Origin of the sequence: Rhizobium sp. BK591 (genome assembly GCF_014195045.1) — a bacterium.
Classification (GTDB): domain Bacteria; phylum Pseudomonadota; class Alphaproteobacteria; order Rhizobiales; family Rhizobiaceae; genus Rhizobium; species Rhizobium anhuiense.
The window spans coordinates 241,405-259,613 of record NZ_JACIAZ010000008.1 but is presented as its reverse complement, the minus strand read 5'-3'; the positions used below and the strand labels follow the sequence as shown (position 1 = coordinate 259,613).

The window sequence follows — 18,209 nt, the reverse complement described above, 5'->3', positions numbered from 1 at the left end:
CCCGATGTCTTAGTGTTTTTTGCCTAGGCTAGGACGACGTGCCCGTCGGAGGAAAGCGCTTCGAGGAGTGCCCCTTCCATTTTGGTGTTTCTGATCTGCAATGTGCGGATTGCGACGGGACGGAGCGAGAGCGTCGTCGAGGGATTCAGTGGAGCTTTGCGTGCATCCGGTGTTGCTGACAGCTAACCTCATGGGCAGCGAACTGCTGTGATGTAGCTCAGCATATGCTGAATGACTTGCCGGTCCACAGAGCGGGTGGGCTTATCCGCTGTCGGAGGTTCTGCTGCTTGTGCTGCGTGCGACAGTTGAGCGGCATGGAGGATTTCGTCGAGATCCGGCTTGGGGGCGAGGAGCGGATTATCTCTCGGCAATAGCCGACTGAGGGGTTCGGCGAGAAAGTCGCAAGGCCCGAACGACTGACGGTGTCGCAACCGTTTTATTGCGGGTGATCTAGTTAAAGCCGTAAGGCGAGATAACGTTGACGAAGCCTCTGCAATTGCGCTAACGTTAGCAAAAATTGGAGACTAAGATGAAGATTGTGCGCTACCAGTCAGCCGATGGAATTCACTACGGGGTCGAAAGCGAGGGCAGGATCGAGCGGATTGCTGGCGATCCCTTCCAAGCAGTCGAGCTAACCGGGCAGATGGATTATCTTTCCGACGTCCGCATACTATGCCCGATAGAGCGACCTCGCATATTTGGGGTCGCGTACAATTACCGGCAGCACACCGACGAGTCCGGAAAAGAACAGCCAACGCTCCCGGTGCTGTTCATGAAGCCAAGCACGGCTGCGAGCGGCAACGGAGATGCGATTGAATATCCAAGTGATGGCGAAATCGTCCACTACGAGGCTGAACTGGTCGCCATCATAGGCAAAGGCGGACGCCACATTCGCAAGGAACATGCCTTGCAACACGTCCTCGGCTACACATGCGGTAATGATATCAGCGACCGCATCATACAGCGGCAGGAGAGCAAGTTCGGTTGCCTGCTGGCGGGTAAGGGCTACGATACTTTTGCGCCGATGGGTCCGGCTATTATAACAGATCTCGATCCGACAAACCTTGACGTCATCCTTCGTCAGAACGGCACCGTCAAACAATCGGGGAATACGCGAGACCTCGTCTATTCAGTTGCTGACATTGTCGCTTACTTGAGCCGCTTCATGACATTGCTGGCCGGCGATGTCATCATGACCGGTACGCCTGCGGGTGTCGGGCCGATCGTTCCCGGCGACGATCTTGAGGTGGAAATCCCCGGTATCGGTGTTTTGAAGAATCCCGTGGTTCCTGCGCTGCATTAAGCGGCGCACGAGCGGAGATTGTTTCTAAACGGCTTGCATTTTCACGGCAAAGATTTCGGTTGACCTTAAGTTCTCGAGTGCTATTGATGCTAACGTTAGCACTTGCCTGTGAGCTGGTTTGCACCGGGCGACCTTCGGGCAGGAAGATTTGCGAAGACAAGCTGAAGGTGGAGAAATGGCACGAGTAAAATATATCTCGAATACCGAACTGGCCGAGAAGCAACCCGCACTCAATGAGCGCCTGCTTAAGGAGAGGAAGGTTCCGACCGGAAATATCTTCCTCGCGCTCGCCAATGCTCCGGCAGCCCTCAACGATTTCCTGACCTATGCAAATGCGGTCCGGGCGGCTGACCTCAGCCCGAAGCTGCGTGAAATGGCGATCCTGACGGTCGGTTACTGTACAAACTCCGAGTACGAAGTGAAGCATCATCACTCTCATGGCCTCAGGGCGGGCCTGACGGAGGAGCAATTCCATGCCATTCCGAATTTCGAAAACTCGGATCTTTTTAACGAGCAGGAAAAGGCTGTGATGGCCTTTGCCAAGGACTCCACGCTGAACGTTGATGTTTCCGATGAAGTGTGGAACGGGGTCGCAAAGTTCCTGTCGGAGAAGCAGCTTGTCGAACTCGCAATCAACGTCGCCTGGTACAATTCCGGCGTTCGCCTCATGGGCGCGCTGAAGATCGATCTTGAAGAGGGATACCGGTGAGCAAGCGGGCGGCGCGGAAGCTGCGTCCGCCTCGGCTTGCCGCATAGTTTTGGCGCGTCTCATCAAGATTATTCCAAAGCTTTCAGCGTCCGGCCTTGGGATATGAATCGCAGCCAATCAAAGAGAGGTGCACGTCGCAGGGCGGGCGCCTCTCTCTGATTCGGAGGCTTGCTGCGGGAGATCGACATCCTGCCGGCGTTCACGGAGCGCTCGTGCTGCCGCGAATGACCAACTGGGGCGGAGAGATGAAGCTGTAGGGCTTGCTTAGGTCACCCTTGTTCTGAAGATGATGCAGGAACCAAAGCCCGCAAGCCGTTGCCAACTCCGAAACAGGCAACTGGACTGTCGTCAGTCCCGGCCCCCACCACCGATACCCAAGCTCATCGCCGAACCCGATGACGGAAATGTCGTGGGGGACGCGCAAAGCCTGATCCTGTATTTCATCAATGACTCCGGAAGTGTTTTGTACCGCACCGATCACAACCGCCGTCGGTCGATCCTTTAAGGAAAGAAGGCGACGCACGGCCTCCCGTCCGAATTCGGTGGACGAAGGCGCGCCCAGTTCCTCATGAACGGTGATCGTGTGGCCGGAGCTCTTTACCGCGTCCCGGAAACCCTGCACGCGGGCTGCGCCAGTGGGCAGCTCTTCCGTGCCGCCGATATAAGCGATCCGTTTGTGACCTTCATTGATGATATGTTCAGTGCTTTCGTAAAGTGCCCGTCTGTCATCAATCCCAAACCATTGGTCGCCGAGCAGCGGCGCCTTTCGCAGCAGTTGGATGTGAGGCGTCATCTTCAGGATTCGCGCAGAATCGGGATGAGGTTTTGCGCTCGGGACCAGAATGATCCCGGCGACGTTGACGCTTGTGAGCTCCTTGATGTGACGAAGCTCGTGCATTCTGTCGTCATCGGTTTCGCACAGGGTCAGCTGGTAATTCGCTGAAAGAAGGCACCGCGAGAGAGCATGGGCAATAGTTGAATAAAAGCTGTTCCGGATATCTGGAACGATCAGCCCAACGAGATTACTCTGAACCCCACGCATCATGCGTGCGGCACGATTGGCAATATACCCCGCTTGAGTTGCAGCTTCGTTCACCTTTCGCTTCATCTCGGCGCTGATGCGTCGATCGTCGGCAAGGGCGCGACCCACGGTTGAGGGTGAAACTTGCAGTGTGGCGGCGATGTCTTTAATTGTTACCATTGTGCTTGGCTCGAATGATCACTTTCGCCAACGATAGCACTGACGTCGCAGTTGTCAAACTCCGAAATCACAATCGATTTCGCCAAATCGATGCGATCTAATTTTCGCCCCAATGCTTCGGCTCGGCGACGAGATGTAGTCATAAAAATTCCAAATTTCTCATAGGCTTGATCTTACGTTCCGGAACTTCTCTGTCCTTGTCGCTGCGCCTGAAGCGAACTTCGGCAGCGAATTAACCTGTTGAACGCCGTTGACAGGCAGGCTTCGCTATGAGACGAATGTTGTGCGAACGTTAGCGCAAACGGGAGGAGGCATAACGTATGGATGTTCTGGTGTTCCTGGAGCCGATCATCGTATCCACAGAAGGACGTGGATCCTGATGACCCTTGCTCTTTTCTTGCAATCGGCTGTCGGTGGCGTCTTGCTGGGTGGGATGTATGGCCTGCTGGCGATGGGCCTCAGCCTGAGCTGGGGCTTGTTGAAGCTGGTGAACCTCAGTCACTTCGCGCTGGCCTTCCTTGGCGCTTACCTGACCTATCAGTTTGGCACCGTTTACGGCGTCCCGGCATATTTGAGCGTTCTGGTGATCGTGCCGCTGTTTTTCGCGCTCGGCGTTGCGCTGCACAGCGTGTTCGTGCGCTTTCAGGTGAAGGAATTCGCGTCTCTCCTGGTGACGTTCGGCGTCACGATCCTGATCGAGTCGCTGATCCAATGGATCTGGTCGGCTGACTTCCTGCGCTATGAAACACCCTATGCCCAGACCACCATCCGGCTCGGTCCGATCTTTGTGCCCGTGCTGGATCTTTCCGCCTTTGTTTGCGCCGGGGTGCTTGCTGGAGCGGCCTGGTACGCGTTGAACAAGACCATGCTCGGCAAGGCGCTGCGTGCGGCCGCCCATGACGCCCCCGTAGCGTCAGCTTTCGGCATCAACTCTGCTCGCGTGTCATATATTCTGGCTGGCCTTTGCTCGGCGACAGCGGGTATCGCGGGTGTCTTCATCGCCCTGATCGGAACTTTGGCACCATCTCAAATCGAGGCCTGGATAGGGGTCGTATTTGCCGTCGCCATCATTGGAGGATTGGGCAGCCCCATCGGTGCGCTGGGCGCCGGAATGCTGATTGGCGTGGCCGAGAGCCTTACAATGTCCGTTGTAAATCCCGCTTGGGCGCCGCTCGTAGCATTCAGCGTGCTCATCGTCATCCTCTTGCGCAAACCGGTGATTTGACAATGAAAAAGCTTCTGATCACGGCGCCTATCGTAGCGGTCCTGGCCTTGCTGCCTTACCTGGGAATGGCGGATTACTACCTTTCCTATCTGTATATCATCTTCTTCTGGGTCGTGCTGGCAACGAGTTGGGGCATCCTGAGCGGTTATACGGGTTACTGGAGTTTTGGTCACGCCGCGTTTTTCGGGATTGGCGTCTACACAACCGCCACGCTGGCGACGCAGTTGTCGTGGCCTTTCGTCGCGACGATACCTGCTGCAGCACTGCTGGCGGCCGCGATCGCCGTTCTGATTGGCTTGGTTGTCTTCCGTTCCGGAACTCTGCGCGGTGAATTCTTCGCGCTGCTGACGCTGTCGGTGACGTTCGTTGTCGCGGCCATTGTGTCAAATACCTCGCTGGACTCGGGCACAGGCGTATTCCTCTCGGGGATCGAAATCCCGATGATCGGTGTGACGGCGTCCGGCTCTCTCTACATGTTCGGGCTTATCGCGGTTCTTGCTTCGCTGGCGACGTCATACTTCATCTTTCACAGCAAATTCGGTCAGGGCTTGCTCGCAATCCACGACGATGAAGACGTTGCAGAGGTGAAAGGCGTTCCGACATTTCGTTATAAGCTGATCTCGTTTGCGGTTTCGTCGGCACTTGCAGGCGGAATGGGTGCGATTCACGCCGTATATGTAGGCTACGTCACTGTTGGCGAGACGTTTGCGGTGACCGTTCCTCTCTATGTGGTGCTTATGAGCATTCTCGGCGGTGCTCGCCATTGGGCCGGGCCTGCGATCGGCGCGGTCATCATCACCGTGCTGCAGAGCGCTATCGTCAGCGGCGCTCATGCGGAATTCGGCCGTGCCGGCGTCGCTCTTGCGCTGATCGTTGTAATCCTCGTGCTGCCGTCCGGCATCGTCCCCAGCCTTATCCGCAGCTTTGCCGGCAGACGCGGCGGAATTGGCGCACCGGAGACGGCTGCCCAGGCCGGTACTCAACTCGCGCCTCTAGCCGCGGCAGGTTCCGATCCGGTGCTTCTCAAATGCGAGAATGTTACCAAATCCTTCGGCGGTATCCGCGCCCTGACCGGCGTCACGCTGGACGTTTGGCGGGGTGAAATCCTGGCTCTGGTTGGGCCGAATGGCTCCGGCAAGTCCACACTGATCAACATGATCAGCGGCCACTACGCCATGACCTCAGGTACGATAACACTGGAAGGCGAGGAGATTTCCGGTCGGTCACCCCATCTGATCGCGCAGCAGGGCGTGGCGCGGACGTACCAGATCCCGCGCTTGTTCGATAATCTGACGGTCCTCGAAAACGTTCAGCTCTGCGCGAAATTTGGTAGCGCAGATGGCATGGGCGCGGCTGCGGTCGACGCGGTTACCAGGGAGGCGCTGGCCTTTACCGGCCTGGCTGGGAAGGCCGGCGTGCTCCCCGCAGCATTGAACCTGCATGACCGAAAGTTTGTCGAATTCGCGAGAGCGCTGGCCGCAAAACCGCGTCTGCTCCTGCTCGATGAGGTGCTCTGTGGCTTGAATCCGGCCGAGGTCGACCACGCGGTTGAAATGATCAAGCGGATCAAGGCTGGCGGTACGACGATCATCTTCGTTGAACACCTCATGCGGGCGGTTGTCGCTTTGGCGGACCGTGTCGCTGTGCTGGATCAGGGTAAAGTTCTGGCGCTTGGGCATCCAAGCGAAACGATGAGAGATCCGGCTGTGGTCAGCGTATATTTGGGGGCCAGTGATGCTGCTTGAGGTCGATAAGATCGAGGTCGGTTATGGAGATGCGATTGCTCTGTGGGACCTGTCCATCGGTGTAAAGCCAGGCGAGATCGTTTCGGTCGTCGGTCCGAACGGGGCGGGCAAGAGCACGCTGGTCAATGCCATCGCCGGAATTCTCCGCCCGCACAAAGGAAAGATCGTTATCGAGGGTAACGATGTTTCCAAGGTGCCGAGCCATCGGGTCTGCGATTACGGCATTGCGGTTGTCCCGGAAGGGCGCCGTCTCTTCACGATGATGACGGTCCTCGACAATCTGTTGCTCGGTGCGTACCGCTCGGTCGCTCGTACGGAGCGCGACGCCACGCTCGCTGAGGTATTTCAGCTTTTCCCTATCCTGAAAGAGCGCCAGGATTCATTGGCGGGTTCCTTGTCGGGTGGGCAGCAGCAAATGGTTGCGATCGGCCGTGGCCTGATGGCCAAGCCGCGCGTGCTTCTCATGGACGAGCCGTCGCTCGGGCTGTCGCCTTTGATCGTCGGGGAAATGTTCAAAATCATCCAGATGATCAATGAGCGAGGCGTAGCGGTGCTGCTCGTCGAGCAGAACGTGAACAAGGCGCTGGAAATTGCCCATCAGGCCTACGTGATCGAGCAAGGTCGCGTGACGGCCTCTGGAGCGCCGGAGGTTCTCATCAATGATCCAAGCATCAGGGAGGCGTATCTTGGTATCTGAAAATTCCAGCGGGAGAGTTCCCGTACATCTTCGGCGCGTCGTGACGGAACACGGCAGTCAGGGTGCTGCCAGGTTCGCTGGGGACGGCGCCGTTCCCCGCACGGACATATTCAGGACGGTCCCTGGATTGGTGTCGCGGATGATCTGGTCGACTTCCGCCTCCACGGCCATCCCATTCAACGGAACCGATCCGACTCCGCTGGTCGCAAGCTTCGTTCCGGAGCCCGGCGAAACGCGCTTTCTAGTGCTAACGTTCCCACCAGATGCTGTTTTTATATCTCCGGATTTCGATGGTCCGGCCGCTCTCGCGGAGAATCTGGCGGTCAGTCCAGGTTTGGCCGAACGCTTCGAGCCGGATGGCAAACATCAAACGCCCACCGTCGATTATGGAATTGTTCTCGACGGCGAGATCTGGATGGAACTCGACGGTGGCAATGAGACCCGTCTGCGCCAGTTCGACGCCTTCGTACAGAACGGCACGCGTCACGCCTGGCGAAACAAGAGCGACAAACCGGCAACCATCGCCGTGGTGCTGGTTGGCGCACGGACCCCCGACCTGACGGATTATGATGACGGCCTGTGAGGCCTGATGATCCAATTTCAATCTGACCTTGTGGACCAACTGAACATGACCAACACCGAAATCCGAAAAGTGCAGGGCCGTCGCGTCTGGGATTCCCGTGGCAGGCCCACCGTTGAGGTAGAGATCGAGCTGGCCTCCGGTGCGACCGGCCGGGCCATTGCACCTGCTGGTGCATCGACCGGCACCGGCGAGGCGCTCGACCTTCGTGACGGCGGCAGCGCCTTTGCCGGCTTGGGGATCAACAAGGCCCTCACTGCCGTCAACGGAGAAATAGCCAAATTGCTGGTTGGCCGGAATGCCAATGATCAAGCCGAGCTGGACAATGCCATCATCGAGCTGGATGGCACCCCGAACCGGAGCAGACTGGGTGGAAATGCATCGGTGGCAACATCGATGGCGTTGCTTCACGCGGCAGCGGCAGCGGCCGACCAACCGATCTGGCGGTATCTCGCGGGTTCCGGCAAGGGGATTACGATGCCACTGCCGGAAATCCAGATTTTTGGAGGTGGAGCGCATGCAGCACGCCGGGTAGACGTCCAGGATTTCATGGTCATGTGCCCTGCTGCCTCGACTTTCGCGGAGGCTTTGGAGTGGACCGCTGAAGTCTACCGCGCGGCAGGCGACATTATGAAACGTGCCGGAAAGCTCCAGGGCGTGGCGGACGAGGGAGGCTATTGGCCTGCCTTCACCAGCAATGAAGAAGCCCTCGATGCCTTGGTGCGTTCGATCGAGGCCGCCGGCCTGAAGCCAGGCGGCGAAGTCGTCATATCGCTCGACATTGCGGCCTCCGAATTCGGTCGTGAGGGTAAGTATTCGCTGGCGTTGGAAGATCGGCAGCTCGATACGGCCGAGATGATCGACATGCTTGGCGGCTGGTTGAAGACCTATCCAATCGTCTCTATCGAGGATCCGCTCGCTGAGGACGATCCGGATGGATTCAAGGCGTTTACCGCTCGCTACGGCTCCAAATGCCAAATCATCGGCGACGACTTCTTCGTGACGAACGCGGCGCGGGTAACCGAAGCGATCAAGGATAAAAGCGCCAATGCGGTTCTGATCAAGCCGAACCAGGCGGGCACGATCACAGAGACGTTCGACGCGCTCTCAGTTGCCAAGAAAGCGGGCTTTCGGACAATTGTTTCGGCCAGATCCGGTGAGACGGAAGATGTGACGATCGCCCATCTGTCGGTCGGCTGGGATGCCAGGCAGCTCAAGGTCGGATCGTTCTCACGCTCCGAGCGGATGGCCAAGTGGAACGAGGTTCTCCGTATTGAGGAGGCCCTTGGAAAAGAGGCTTCGTTCGCCGGCTGGTCGGCGCTAGACTTGGCTGAAAAGCCAGCCGCGGTTGCTGCTGTAGGTTAGATTTTGGATGGGCCGGTTGCGGGTCTCGCTCAATAACAGGCGTTGACAAAAGCGCCGGCCCTTTTATGCTAACGTTAGCAATAAATAGATGAGGATGACATGCTTCCGGCTGTTAATTTGAAACCTCCCTTCAACATCACGCGCTTCAGCCACGTCGTGCTTGAAGTCAATGATGTGGAGCATAGCCGAGATTTCTACCTCAATGTCGGCGGCCTGATTGAAACAGAATTCGCGGAAGGTGTTTCATACCTTCGCGGATTGTCCGAGGCCTGCCATCACAGTCTCGTGCTCGCACCTGCCGGCGGGAAGCCGACGTGCAGGCGGATCGGTTACCGGGTGTTTCTGGAGGAGGACCTCGACAAGGCCAAGTTCTTCTTCGATGAAAAGGGGCTCCCGGCGGAATGGGTCGAAGTTCGAAATCAAGGGCGGACCCTGCTCGTCAGCGACCCGTCGGGCGCTCGCATCGAGCTTTGCTCCAGCATGAGTGTTCATCCCCGTAAGTTCCTCGAGGTGCATGAACATCGCGGCGCCCGAGCCCAGGGGCTTGATCATTGCCAGATCATGGTCGCCGATCCGTTGGGTCTAAGCGCGTTCTACGGCGAACTCGGTTTCCGGACTTCGGAATATATTGCGGCCGGCGACAATCTCATTGCGAACTTCATGTATCGCAAAGGTGTCTGCCTCGATCTGGCGTTGGTGCCGGGCATCGGCCCCCAATTGCATCATTTCGCTTATACGGTTCCCGAAAGCAGCGACATCTTCGCCGTGTGCGATTTTGCCAGCCGTTATGGATATGGCGACAGCGTTGAGCGCGGACCCGGACGCCATGGCCCTTCCGGAGTCCTGTTCGTCTACCTGCGCGATCCCGATGGACACCGGGTGGAGTTCTTCAACAATCACTACACCACGATAGACGCGGAATTGGAGCCCATTCGTTGGGACGCGGCAGCCCTTAGCACCAATGTCCATTGGGGAATGCCGGCCGTCTCGAAGTGGTTCTTCGAGGCAAGCGAATTTACGGGAGTACCGCTGGAGCACCCCGAGACAATGCCGAACCCCATGACGCTGGAACGCTACGCAGAGGGGCTGGCGAAGAGCTGAGACCTGCCGCCGGCGGCAGAGACTGATGATGACATGCCGGAAGCATCTGGGAGGATGAGATGAGTGCGAATTCCATGATACTGAATAGACGAACATTCCTCGGGTCTGCAGCCGCAGTAGCAGCTTTCAGCTCGATGCCGAGGGTTTTTGCCCAGGAAGGGCCGGTCCGCGTCGGCGGAACGCTGCCGTTAACAGGCCCGCTTGCGGGCGTAGGCGCGATCCACAAGCTCGCCGCAGAGGTGTTCGTCGAACAGATCAACGCCAAAGGCGGTATTCTCGGACGAAAGGTGGAATTCGTCCTTCTCGACGACCAATCGCTGCCCGCCAATGCTCGAACGCTCTATGAGCGCCTTGTGACCGCCGATAAGGTCGATCTGCTGATGGGCCCCTATGGCACGTCGTCGATCATCGCAGCAATGGGCGTTGCCGCTCGGTTCAAGAAGATGCTGGTTCAGAGCAGCCTGGGGGACCCGAGTCTCGCGCCCTATCCGCTGCAGTTCCCATCTCTTCCAATCGGCGCCGAGCCGCAATCGGCGGATACCGAGGTTGTTCTCGATGCCTATGCGAGCCTGCCGACCCCTCCCAAGACGATTGCGTTCGTCACGAGCAAATTTCCGTCGGCCCTCACGATCGCCAAGGGCGGCCAGCAAGTTGCCGAGAAGCGTGGCATCAAGAACGTGCTGGACCTTGAATACGAGTTCGGCACCAAGGACTTCGGCGCAATCGCGAACCGCATCAAAGCGGCTGATCCGGATCTGCTGTGGTCTGGTGCGATCGGCATGGAGGCCGTGCAGCTTCTCGATGCAATGGGCCGGATCGACTACCAGCCCAGGAACCAATTCTATCTGTTCCCGGCACCCGGCCCGACCGCAGCTCACCCCAAAGCGAACGGCTTGACCTCGCTGACCTGGTTTGAAGAGCACGAGCCGTTTCTCAGGTATCACGGCGCCCAGGAATTCGTAAGCGCTTATGACAGCAAGGCGAAGGCGGCGGGTTTCCCCTATCCGCGTACGGAGTATCAGGCTGCGGTCGAATATGCTGCGTGGCAAATTCTTGCAGCGGCAGCAGAAGGGGCAGGGAAATTGGACGACGCCGCGATGGCTGCGTGGTTGCGCTCGAATACCGTCGAGACGGTCGTCGGGCCAAGGACTTTCGACGGCAAGTTCAATGCCGGGAAACAATCGACGAAGCTCAAGCAAGTTCAAGGAAAGGATTGGGTGACTGTCTGGCCTGCGGATTTCCGACCGGCTGGGAAGGAGTTCCTGGTCCCCTGACGAATGCCGCTCGGCACTGTGCCGCGCATCTGTCTGAAACTGCAAAAAATGCATTCGGTCGGGCACGGTCCGACCGATGTCCCTATGGAGGAGTTAATGGTTAAGACTATGATCGCCGCTCGGCTGCATGCTCTGCATCAGCCGATGTCGCTGGATGAGATTCCGGTTCCCACGCCCCGGCCCAACGACGTCCTGGTGCAGGTCAGGGCCTGCGGTATCGTGCCCAACATGGCCAACGTCATCAACAATTGGCCAACCTGGTTCCCTCACCAGCCACTGCCGAAGTTTCCGGCAGTGTTTGGCTTGGACCCAGCCGGGGTCGTCGCCGAAGTCGGCGAGGCGGTCACCAATGTCAAAATTGGCGATCGTGTCTATGTAAGCCCTCTCAGATCCTGCGGTTCTTGCAAGGCGTGCCGGTCAGGCAACCGCAGCCAATGCCGCTACTACACCTTGAATGGGTACTTCAGCACCAGTCGCGACGGTCAAAGAATCTTTGATCTTTATCCGTACGGCGGCTTCAGCCAATTCATGACCGCCCCGGAATACTCGCTCGTGTGCCTGCCGGATAATCTCAGCTTCGAGCAGGCCGGCCGCTTCGGTTACCTCGGTACATCCTACGGCGCCCTGAAGAATGCACAGGCTGGACCTGGCCAGGTTTGCCTCATCGACGGGATCACCGGCACGCTTGGCGTCGCGGCAACCAAGCTCAGTCTTGCGATGGGGATCTCCAAAATTCTGGGCACCGGCAGAAGCAGGGAATTGCTGGACCGCGTAAAAGCCATCGCTCCTGACCGCATCGACACCATCATGCTCGGCGAAGGCTCGACCGGAGAATGGGCAAAGGCCCAAACCGGTGGCGAGGGAGTGGATTTCGTTATCAGTGCGCTGGGCGCGAGAGCCCCCGCCGCGACCGTGGTCGACTCCATGCGCGGAGTTCGTCGGGGCGGCCGCGTGGTTGTCGTTGGCGGCGTCGCAGAAGATGTCCCGGTCGACGTGAAGTGGCTGATGGACGAGCAAGTTCAGCTCATCGGCTCGAACTGGTTCAGCGCTGCGCAGGGGCAGGAAATGGCAGACATGGTCCGCACCGGTGTGCTCGACCTGTCGTATCTGGAGCACAAGGTCTATCCGCTTGAGCGGGTGAACGAAGCCATATCAGGCATTGGCGAGCGCGATGGCGGCTTCAGCAACTATGTGGTCGTTCCTCCGGTCCCTGCCTCCTATCAATAACAATCACCGGCGCCGGCTATCGCCGGCGCGTCCCTCACGCGAGAAGAGAGAACATGTCCAAGAAAGATATCGCGGTCCTGGTCGGAAGCCTTCGTCAGGCCTCGATCAACCTGAAGTTCGCCCGTGCAATGCAGAAAGTGGCGCCCGACGGACTGAACCTGGAAATCGTACCGATCGGCGACCTTCCGCTCTATAACCAGGACTTGGAGACGGAGACGCCGCCGACGGAATGGACATCCTTCCGCGAGCGCATCAAGGCTTGCGATGGCGCAATCTTCGTGACGCCTGAATACAATAGATCCGTACCCGCGGCATTGAAGAACGCGATCGAAGTCGGTTCTCGCCCGTTCGGGAAAAGCGTGTGGGATCACAAGCCCGGTGCGGTGACCGGAGCTTCTCCCGGTCTCATTGGCGGCGCAGCCGCGGCACTTCAGCTCAGGGTTATCCTGACCAACATCAACGTGCCGACCATGCCCCAGCCTGAAGTTTACCTCAGCACGGCCGACAAATTAGTGGGCGATCACGGTGTGTTCCTCAATGAAGGAACCCAGAAGTTCATCGAGAGCTTCCTGGTCGCTTTCGAAAGCTGGGTCGCTCGGTTCTGAGCCGAAGCAGATGTGAAGCTTTTATCCGCCATCGCGAGACCAGCGCGATGGCTTTTTATGCTCTCTTTTAATGAATGCGCCGCTTTCCCGATGAGCCCGGTATTTTCACGGGCGAAGCCTCAGCTGACAGGCGAAACCTCAGCGCCGTATGCTGCTCGATCGCCCGATGTGACGCACAAGCGCCGCGTCGGGAGTATCATGTCGGTTTTGTCGTGGTGATGGGAATTCTCGCCCGCAAGTCGTTGTTTCGCTCTTCTGACCATTTCACAAGGGCCGCGCGGTTATCGGCGCAGCGGCAAAGAAAAATGCCGCTGCCTGAGGAGTGGGGTTCCGTTATGGAAACCAGGCCTGCGCCACGTCAGCCAACTTTCGCCGAGGCGATGCGATCAGCGGGATGGCGACTTTGCGGACCGTTTCGCGCTGGCATTCGTCGGTTATGTATTCGACGGGCGATTTGCCGTCGACCCGGGCGAGGAAGAGAGCGGGCAACAAGCTTGCGGCCCGAGCCTCGAGAGCGTCTCGATCCTCCCAGTCGACCTGATCCAGGTAGGCTGCCGTCAACGCCGCGAATGACGATGCGAGCTCAGATGCCGCCTTTCCAGCGATGACCTTCTTCAGCAATAGATGGTTGAGGCAGAAGGCCAGGTCGAAAGCCGGGTCGCCAAACCAGGCGCATTCGGCATCCAGGAACACAGGGCCGTTCTTGCCCAAAAGGATGTTCTTCGGGCTGACGTCGCCGTGGACAAGCGCCAGCTTCGTTTCGGCCGTGCGCTGAACCAGTTCTGCGAGGCGGTCGCTGACGAAGGGATGTTTGGCGGCGGTCGCCACCAGATAGGGCTCAAGCCGAAGCGCATAGAAATTCGATCCGGAGTCGAACTTTTCTGGCAACCCCGATATACGGGCACTGACAGAATGGATCTGTCCAATCCGCCGACCCGTTAGCTCTGCCGCTTTTCGGTCAACGCTCCCGTGGAGCAGGTCGGTCTTCCACAGCGGATACTGATCGCCGGGAAGAAACTCCATTGCGAAGACGCCAGACAACGCGTCGTGTGCGAGAGGCTTCGGAACGGCAGAAGGGAAGTGCTGCGCCACGAAGGAAATCCAGTTCCATTCGTACACATTTCTCGACACCGGCGCCTGCCAATCGGCGGATACCTTGAGCTTGGCAAGTGCGCGTTTCACACAGATGAGCCGGCCGGGAAGCTCCACACGGTAGATATCTGAAGAAACACCACCCGTCAGCGGCTTGTAGATCGCCTCCTCGGAAGCGCTCCTCAAACCGTTCTTCAGCAAGAACTCATCGAAAGTCGTCATCTCATATACAGACATGAACCCAGTGTCCTTGCAGTATTAGCGGCGGGGGCTGTTGCGGGGTTGTTCAGGCTTCTCTCCGCAGAGAACCCTGACGACCTCCTCCGCCGCCCGGCGACGCAACTCGATCAGCGAAGCATCCGAGGAGAAGGCGACGTGCGGAGTGATCATCGCGCCGGGATGAGCGATCAGCTCCGGTGGGACGCGTGGTTCATCCTCAAGGACATCGAGGCCGACGCCGCTCAGAATGCCGGAGTCCAAGCCTTCGATCACGGCGGCAGTTTCGACAACGCCGCCTCGGCTGACATTGATCAGCAGGCTTCCACGGCGCATCTTCGAGATGGCGTCCCTGTTGATCAGGTGGTGCGTCGCAGGCGCAAGCGGCGCATGGACGATGACGATATCGCTCTTGGCCAGAAGCGTATCGAAGTCGGCGAGCTCCACATCTGCAGGAATATTCGAGGCATGGGGATCGTAGGCTAGCACCCGGCATCCGAGCGCCTGCATTTTCGCGCCGGTCGCACGACCGATGCGGCCAAAGCCAACGATGCCGCAGGCCAGGTCCGAAAGCCTGCGGAGATTTGCCGAAGCCGGGTCCCAGCGCCCGTCGCGAACTTCGCGATCGAAGTGGATCAGGCCACGGGCCCAGGCAATCGCAAAACCGACAGCGTGGTCAGACACTTCTGCAACGCAATAATCGGGAACATTCGTGACCCATATCCCCCGCTCCGTCGCCGCCTCGACTGCAATATTGTCCAGGCCAACTCCGAGACGAGCGACGATCTTGAGGTTAGGAGACGCAGCAATTGCCGTCTCGCTGACTTGAGCCCAGCAGGTCAGAATCGCGTCCGGCTGATGCTTTGCAGCCAAAGCGTCGATCTCAGCAGGCGGAGATGGCTCGGCCGGACCGCTGACGAGGATGAACCCGGCCCGCTCGATTACCTCCCGCTCCACTTTGTCATCCGGCCAGGCGTAGTCCGTCAACAGCACGGTCCGTGTCATGAATTTCCTCCCAGTTTGTGCGAACGTTAGCGCGGCAATTTTATCGAGGTCAAGAAAAATAGGCTTACGCCATCCGCATTGGCGCTCGTTACCCGCTGTTTCGCAGCCCTGCTGCAATTCCATTGATGGTCAGGTGCAGCGCCTCTTCAGTGTCCTGATCGCCTTCTCCGGCACGGTGGCGGCGAAGAAGGTCGATCTGCATGTGGTTAAGCGGATCGAGGCAAGGAAAGCGATGATGGATCGACTGCTTGAGTGCCGGATTATTCTCAAGCAGCGAGGCCTGATCCGTTATGGAAAATAGCGCAGCTGTCGTCGCTTCCCATTCGTCTTTTATGCGTGCGAAAATTTTCTCATGGGTGGATGCATCAGGAGTGAGGCCCACATACCGCGCCGCGATCGCCATGTTGGTCTTGGCCAACACCATCTCCATGTTCGCAATGAGTGTCTGGAAGAAAGGCCAGTCCCGGTGCATTCCCTGAAGAATTTGCAATCCGTCGCGGTGTCCGGCCAGCCATTGTCGCACGGCCGAACCGAATCCAAACCAACCCGGCAACATCATGCGGCTCTGCGACCAGCCGAACACCCAGGGTATCGCACGCAGGTCTTCGATGCGACGTGACGAGTTGCGTGAGGCTGGGCGGCTGCCAATGTTCAGTTTTGCGATTTCGCCGATGATCGTTGCTTCCCAGAAGAACCGCTCAAATCCCTCAGTCTCGTAAACCAAACGGCGATAGGCGCCAAAGGCCAGGTCGGACAGTTCCTCCATGGCGCCAAGATATTCGGGATCCGGCTCTTGCGCGTCGGAAGGCAGCAGGGACGCTTCCAGCGTCGCGGCTATAAGAAGTTCGAGATTCCGACGACCTAGTGCCGGATTGGAATATTTCGCCGCAATGACTTCACCTTGCTCCGTCAGCCGGATCGATCCGGCAACCGCGCCAGGGGGCAGGGCGGTGATGGCTTCATAGCTTGGGCCGCCACCGCGGCCCACGGAGCCGCCGCGACCGTGAAACAAGCTGAGGCGAACGCCTTCACGCTCAAAGAGCTGGATGAAGGACGTTTCTGCCTTATAAAGTTCCCATCCCGAAGTCAGATAACCGCCATCCTTGTTGCTGTCCGAATAGCCGAGCATAATTTCCTGTTTGCCGCCGAGCGCTTCCACATATGTCCGATAGGCTTCGACGGCCAAAACTGTTTGCATCACGTCATGCGACCTTCGAAGATCCGAGATCGTTTCGAAAAGCGGTATGATGTTGATTGACGCCGCTTCGGGCTCATCGGGCCGGAACAGCCCCGCCTCACGGAACAGGACCATGACCTCCAGAAGGTCGGAAGGGCTTCCGGCCTTCGAAATGATGTAATTGGGGATGCTGACGCGGCCATAGTGCTTATGGGCTTCGGCAGCTTCCCGCAGAACGGAAAGCTCCGACGCCGTCTCGGCCGAATAAGTCCTGAGCGGTGTCATCAGCAACTGGGAAGACCGTAGTTCCTCGGTGAGCAAGCGGATCTTATCACTCTCGGCTAACGCCTCGTAACGTGTGCCAGGCCGCACGTTCTCGAAAAGCTCATGAACAACCCGTTGATGAACCTCGGAATTCTGTCTCAAATCCAGACTGACAAGGTGAAAACCGAAGACGTCTACGGCGCGTTGGAGCCTGCGCAGTTTTCCGGTGGCGATCTTTTCTGCGCCATTGGCTGCCAGGGATTTGCTGATCGTCGCCAAGTCTTTGGCGAATTCGGCAGGGCACAGGTAGGAAGGGGCGGCCGCCACAGGTTCGCGAACCAGTTCCGTGCTGCCGAACTTACGTGCCGTGGCCGACAGGCGAGCATACATGCCCGATATCGCCAGGCGATATGGCTCGTGTCGGCGCCGCTCCGATCTGTCGGGGGAGTCGGTCGCGAGGCGCTGAAGCTCCTGCGAGACTTTCACATACCGGTCATCCAAGGAAAGTTCGGCGCCAAGGCTATGCAGTTCGCCGAGATAGAACGAGAAAACTCTCTCACTCTGCAAGCAGAGCGCCTCCCTCAGGGTTTCACCGTTAACATAGGGATTGCCATCCCGGTCGCCACCGATCCAGGAACCCATGCGCAGGAATGGCGGCAGCGCGCCCTCGCCGAAACTCCAGGGGGAGTCTCGCAGCTGATTTTCGAGAATCTCGTACACCTCCGGGATCACCCGGAAAATGGTGCTGTCGTAATAGGACAAGCCATTGAGGATTTCATCCACGACTTGAAGCCGCCGCCCCCGAAGGCTGTTCGTTTGCCAAAGCGTCGTCGTCGCCCTCTCCAAATCCTCCTTATGCCGACCTATCTCCTGCTCAATCAGGCCGGCTTGGTCGAGCTCAGTCAGGCATCGTGCAAGCTCCTGCTCGATTTCGATAACGCTCTTCCGCCGAACCTCGGTGGGGTGCGCTGTGAAAACGGGCGAGACGACCGCTTCAAGAAGCAGTTTGCGGATATCTTCCGCCTCTACCCCCGCCGCAGCCAGAACGGAAAGCGATCTGGCAATTGTTCCCGGCATGGCAGGTTCATGATCGACGATGCTGAAGCGCTGCATCCTGGCTTGGTGTGCGTCTTCGGCAATGTTCACGAGTTGAGAGAACTGGCTGAATGCGCGGATCACGCGCTTGAGGGTCCGGGGAGGCATTTCTGCACAAAAGAGGGCGAGCTTGTCGTTCAAGTGCCGGCCGGTCTTTCTATGGCCGGCAACCGAGAGAGTGCGGACCTGCTCCACGATCTCACGGGCCTCCTCGCCGTCGCTTGTTTCGATAGCCTCGCACAGCAGGCGGCCGAGCAGCCGAACGTCCTTCACCAGGGCCCTGCTGGCCATCAGGCGTTTCCCCTGCATGCTTGCTTTGCGTAATTGA

Annotated in this window: 15 protein-coding genes; 11 read left to right on the top strand and 4 right to left on the bottom strand. The window is 58.4% G+C overall.

Going from position 1 to position 18,209, the window contains the following annotated elements; translation table 11 throughout:
* Positions 1 to 529 precede the first annotated feature (529 nt).
* Complete coding sequence (locus FHX10_RS29965; RefSeq protein ID WP_047618929.1) at positions 530 to 1,303, top strand: fumarylacetoacetate hydrolase family protein; 774 nt, start codon at positions 530 to 532, stop codon at positions 1,301 to 1,303.
* 118 nt (positions 1,304 to 1,421) lie between these two features.
* The gene (locus FHX10_RS29960) at positions 1,422 to 2,012 is read left to right on the top strand and encodes a carboxymuconolactone decarboxylase family protein (protein WP_246781269.1); all 591 of its coding nucleotides are present in this window, start codon (positions 1,422 to 1,424) and stop codon (positions 2,010 to 2,012) included.
* Between the two features lie 199 nt (positions 2,013 to 2,211).
* On the opposite strand, the gene FHX10_RS29955 is transcribed toward FHX10_RS29960, so the two are convergent.
* The gene (locus tag FHX10_RS29955; protein ID WP_047618932.1) at positions 2,212 to 3,213 is read right to left on the bottom strand and encodes a LacI family DNA-binding transcriptional regulator; all 1,002 of its coding nucleotides are present in this window, start codon (positions 3,211 to 3,213) and stop codon (positions 2,212 to 2,214) included.
* A 379-nt stretch (positions 3,214 to 3,592) separates the two neighbouring features.
* Between FHX10_RS29955 and FHX10_RS29950 the strand changes: the two genes are divergently transcribed.
* The 9 genes from FHX10_RS29950 (at position 3,593) to FHX10_RS29910 (ending at position 13,032) form a co-directional block, all read left to right on the top strand.
* A complete protein-coding gene (locus FHX10_RS29950; RefSeq protein ID WP_176707320.1) occupies positions 3,593 to 4,438 on the top strand; it encodes a branched-chain amino acid ABC transporter permease in 846 nt (281 codons plus the stop codon).
* Positions 4,439 to 4,440: 2 nt separating this feature from the next.
* Positions 4,441 to 6,183 (top strand): ABC transporter permease subunit, encoded by a 1,743-nt coding sequence (locus tag FHX10_RS29945; protein WP_063473574.1) that lies wholly within the window; start codon positions 4,441 to 4,443, stop codon positions 6,181 to 6,183.
* A complete protein-coding gene (locus FHX10_RS29940) occupies positions 6,173 to 6,880 on the top strand; it encodes an ABC transporter ATP-binding protein (protein WP_047618937.1) in 708 nt (235 codons plus the stop codon). Before FHX10_RS29945 ends, FHX10_RS29940 begins: the two co-directional genes overlap by 11 nt.
* 139 nt (positions 6,881 to 7,019) lie before the next feature.
* Positions 7,020 to 7,463, top strand: a complete 444-nt coding sequence (locus tag FHX10_RS29935; protein ID WP_245294526.1) for a cupin domain-containing protein — start codon at positions 7,020 to 7,022, stop codon at positions 7,461 to 7,463.
* A gap of 45 nt (positions 7,464 to 7,508) precedes the next feature.
* Positions 7,509 to 8,825 (top strand): phosphopyruvate hydratase, encoded by a 1,317-nt coding sequence (gene eno, locus FHX10_RS29930; RefSeq protein WP_047618945.1) that lies wholly within the window; start codon positions 7,509 to 7,511, stop codon positions 8,823 to 8,825.
* A gap of 99 nt (positions 8,826 to 8,924) precedes the next feature.
* Positions 8,925 to 9,926 carry a VOC family protein gene (locus FHX10_RS29925; RefSeq protein ID WP_047618948.1) on the top strand — a complete coding sequence of 334 codons (1,002 nt, stop codon included), beginning with the start codon at positions 8,925 to 8,927 and terminating at the stop codon, positions 9,924 to 9,926.
* A 59-nt stretch (positions 9,927 to 9,985) separates the two neighbouring features.
* Positions 9,986 to 11,200 (top strand): amino acid ABC transporter substrate-binding protein, encoded by a 1,215-nt coding sequence (locus FHX10_RS29920; protein WP_029868081.1) that lies wholly within the window; start codon positions 9,986 to 9,988, stop codon positions 11,198 to 11,200.
* A gap of 108 nt (positions 11,201 to 11,308) precedes the next feature.
* Positions 11,309 to 12,427: an alcohol dehydrogenase catalytic domain-containing protein gene (locus FHX10_RS29915; protein ID WP_176707323.1), complete on the top strand. Its 1,119-nt coding sequence runs from the start codon at positions 11,309 to 11,311 to the stop codon at positions 12,425 to 12,427.
* 53 nt (positions 12,428 to 12,480) lie between these two features.
* Positions 12,481 to 13,032, top strand: a complete 552-nt coding sequence (locus FHX10_RS29910; protein ID WP_029868078.1) for an NADPH-dependent FMN reductase — start codon at positions 12,481 to 12,483, stop codon at positions 13,030 to 13,032.
* A 333-nt stretch (positions 13,033 to 13,365) separates the two neighbouring features.
* On the opposite strand, the gene FHX10_RS29905 is transcribed toward FHX10_RS29910, so the two are convergent.
* Genes FHX10_RS29905 through ppc form a run of 3 tightly spaced genes read right to left on the bottom strand, consistent with a single transcriptional unit; the run spans position 13,366 to position 18,190 of the window.
* Entirely contained in the window at positions 13,366 to 14,346 is a 981-nt protein-coding gene (locus FHX10_RS29905) for a phosphotransferase family protein (protein WP_176707321.1), read from the bottom strand.
* A gap of 36 nt (positions 14,347 to 14,382) precedes the next feature.
* On the bottom strand, positions 14,383 to 15,468 hold the full coding sequence (locus FHX10_RS29900) for a C-terminal binding protein (RefSeq protein WP_245294527.1): 1,086 nt from the start codon (positions 15,466 to 15,468) through the stop codon (positions 14,383 to 14,385).
* Positions 15,434 to 18,190, bottom strand: a complete 2,757-nt coding sequence (ppc, locus tag FHX10_RS29895; RefSeq protein ID WP_029868075.1) for a phosphoenolpyruvate carboxylase — start codon at positions 18,188 to 18,190, stop codon at positions 15,434 to 15,436. The genes FHX10_RS29900 and ppc overlap by 35 nt, the downstream gene beginning before the upstream one ends.
* Between the last annotated feature and the right edge of the window lie 19 nt (positions 18,191 to 18,209).

Excerpts from the sequence above, each read along its gene's own strand:
- eno (WP_047618945.1), top strand. The coding sequence starts at position 7,509 with ATGACCAACACCGAAATCCGAAAAGTGCAGGGCCGTCGCGTCTGGGAT.
- FHX10_RS29920 (WP_029868081.1), top strand. The coding sequence starts at position 9,986 with ATGAGTGCGAATTCCATGATACTGAATAGACGAACATTCCTCGGGTCT.
- FHX10_RS29965 (WP_047618929.1), top strand. The coding sequence starts at position 530 with ATGAAGATTGTGCGCTACCAGTCAGCCGATGGAATTCACTACGGGGTC.
- FHX10_RS29910 (WP_029868078.1), top strand. The coding sequence starts at position 12,481 with ATGTCCAAGAAAGATATCGCGGTCCTGGTCGGAAGCCTTCGTCAGGCC.
- FHX10_RS29945 (WP_063473574.1), top strand. The coding sequence starts at position 4,441 with ATGAAAAAGCTTCTGATCACGGCGCCTATCGTAGCGGTCCTGGCCTTG.
- FHX10_RS29955 (WP_047618932.1), bottom strand. The coding sequence starts at position 3,213 with ATGGTAACAATTAAAGACATCGCCGCCACACTGCAAGTTTCACCCTCA.
- FHX10_RS29940 (WP_047618937.1), top strand. The coding sequence starts at position 6,173 with ATGCTGCTTGAGGTCGATAAGATCGAGGTCGGTTATGGAGATGCGATT.
- FHX10_RS29915 (WP_176707323.1), top strand. The coding sequence starts at position 11,309 with ATGATCGCCGCTCGGCTGCATGCTCTGCATCAGCCGATGTCGCTGGAT.
- FHX10_RS29935 (WP_245294526.1), top strand. The coding sequence starts at position 7,020 with ATGATCTGGTCGACTTCCGCCTCCACGGCCATCCCATTCAACGGAACC.
- FHX10_RS29950 (WP_176707320.1), top strand. The coding sequence starts at position 3,593 with ATGACCCTTGCTCTTTTCTTGCAATCGGCTGTCGGTGGCGTCTTGCTG.
- FHX10_RS29900 (WP_245294527.1), bottom strand. The coding sequence starts at position 15,468 with ATGGAATTGCAGCAGGGCTGCGAAACAGCGGGTAACGAGCGCCAATGC.
- FHX10_RS29925 (WP_047618948.1), top strand. The coding sequence starts at position 8,925 with ATGCTTCCGGCTGTTAATTTGAAACCTCCCTTCAACATCACGCGCTTC.
- FHX10_RS29905 (WP_176707321.1), bottom strand. The coding sequence starts at position 14,346 with ATGACGACTTTCGATGAGTTCTTGCTGAAGAACGGTTTGAGGAGCGCT.
- ppc (WP_029868075.1), bottom strand. The coding sequence starts at position 18,190 with ATGCAGGGGAAACGCCTGATGGCCAGCAGGGCCCTGGTGAAGGACGTT.